This is a genomic window from Deltaproteobacteria bacterium GWC2_65_14 (assembly GCA_001797615.1).
Taxonomy (GTDB): Bacteria; Desulfobacterota; Deferrimicrobia; order Deferrimicrobiales; family Deferrimicrobiaceae; genus GWC2-65-14.
Window position 1 is genome coordinate 3,072 of the sequence record MGPV01000007.1, and the last position, 1,630, is coordinate 4,701.

Here is a 1,630-nt window from a genome sequence, read left to right on the forward strand (position 1 = left end):
CGGTCGTGATCCTTGATCCCCGGCGCCCGCTCGCAGCCGCTGTTGATGTCCACGGCGTGGGGTGAGACGGCGGCCAGGGCCTCCGCGATGTTACCCGCGTCGAGACCGCCGGCGAGGATCAGGGGGTGCGACTCCCTGAGTTTTGCGGCCAGTTCCCAGTCGGCCCGCTTCCCCGTCCCCCCGTAGCGGCCGGCATCCCGGGCATCCGCGAGAAAGGCCCGGACTTCGTAGGCCCCAAGCGACCGCAGATCTCCGGGCGTTAGGGGAAAGACGGCCTTGATGACCCGTTCATGCGGGAACCGGCGGCAGTATTCGGGGGATTCGTCGCCGTGTAGCTGGATCAGGTCGAGGCCGCAGAGGGCGGCGGTCCTTTCCACCTCGTCCGCCTCGCGGTTGACGAAGACGCCCACCGTCACGGTGCCGCGGGGGAGGACCGCGATGACGGCCCTTGCCCTCTCCGGCGCGATGTACCGGGGGCTTGCCTTATGGAAGATGAACCCCACGGCGTCGGTCCCGCAGTCGGCGGCGCAGAGGGCGTCCTCGAGGCGCGTGATCCCGCAGATCTTGATCTCCGTCATCTTCCCAAGAACCCCCTCAGTATTGCCCCGATCTCCGGGGCCGCGACGAGCGCCTCACCGATCAGAAAGGCCCCGATCCCCGCCTGCATGAGGAGCTCGATTTCCCGGCGTGAACGGATCCCGCTTTCGCTGACTGCGATCCGGTCCGACGGGATGAGAGGAGCCAGAGCAAGTGATGTCCCTATGTCCGTCTGAAACGTCTTCAGGTCGCGGTTGTTGATCCCGATGATTTCCGCTCCGGAAAGGAGGGCCGTCTCCAGCTCCATGCGGTCGTGGACCTCCACCAGGGAGGCGAGGCCGAGGGAGGCGGCTAGGGCCAGATAGTTGCGGAGCTCTCCCTCCGTGAGGATGGCCGCGATGAACAGGAGGGCGTCGGCGCCGATCGCCCGCGTTTCGTGGATCTGCCAGGGATCGATGATGAACTCCTTCCGGAGGACCGGCAGGGAGACGGCGCCTTTTACGGCGGAAAGATCCTTCCTGCTCCCTCCGAAAAAAGTCTCGTCCGTGAGGACGGAGACGGCCGCCGCTCCGTGTTTTTCATATTCCCGGGCGATCAGGACGGGGTCGAAATCCTCCCTGAGCACCCCGCGGGAGGGGGAGCGCCTTTTCACCTCGGCGATGATCGCGCAGCCGCCGCCGTCGAGCGCCTTCCGGAAGTCGCGGGTCAGGGGCATTTCCTTGCCGGCTGCCTCCAGCGCGACGAGGGTGGTCGCTTCCTTCCTTTGGGCCACCTCCCGGCGCTTGACTTCGACGATGTCGTCCAGAATCACGTGATTATCCTCAAATGTGGCTTCCACGCAGTCATTTGCTGAAACCTTTCAATGGGGACGGCTTCGTAAAAAGGCCGCAGGCAAGGCGCGCGAATCCGAGGAATGAGGCGTACTTTGGCGTACGCCGCAATGACGAAGGATGAAGCGCAACGCAGCATCCGGCCTTTTTACGAAGCCGTCAGTCAACTGTGGCTCCTCTCGATGAGCGCCTGGAGTTTCTTCAGGGCGGCGCCGCTGTCGATGCAGCCCCCCGCCAGGGCGATTCCCTCCAGGATCGTCCCC

1 protein-coding gene and 2 pseudogenes (2 of these 3 only partly in view) are annotated in these 1,630 nt (G+C 65.1%); all 3 read right to left on the reverse strand.

Features of this window, described 5'->3' with window-relative positions; all coding sequences use genetic code 11:
- A pseudogene (locus tag A2X88_10840) lies at positions 1–578 on the reverse strand (hypothetical protein) (it extends 43 nt beyond the left edge of the window).
- Positions 575–1,348, reverse strand: a complete 774-nt coding sequence (locus A2X88_10845; protein ID OGP35619.1) for an indole-3-glycerol phosphate synthase — start codon at positions 1,346–1,348, stop codon at positions 575–577. The pseudogene A2X88_10840 and the gene A2X88_10845 overlap by 4 nt, the downstream one beginning before the upstream one ends.
- Before the next feature lie 182 nt (positions 1,349–1,530).
- Positions 1,531–1,630 (reverse strand): annotated as a pseudogene (locus A2X88_10850) (anthranilate phosphoribosyltransferase) (it continues 1,511 nt past the right edge of the window).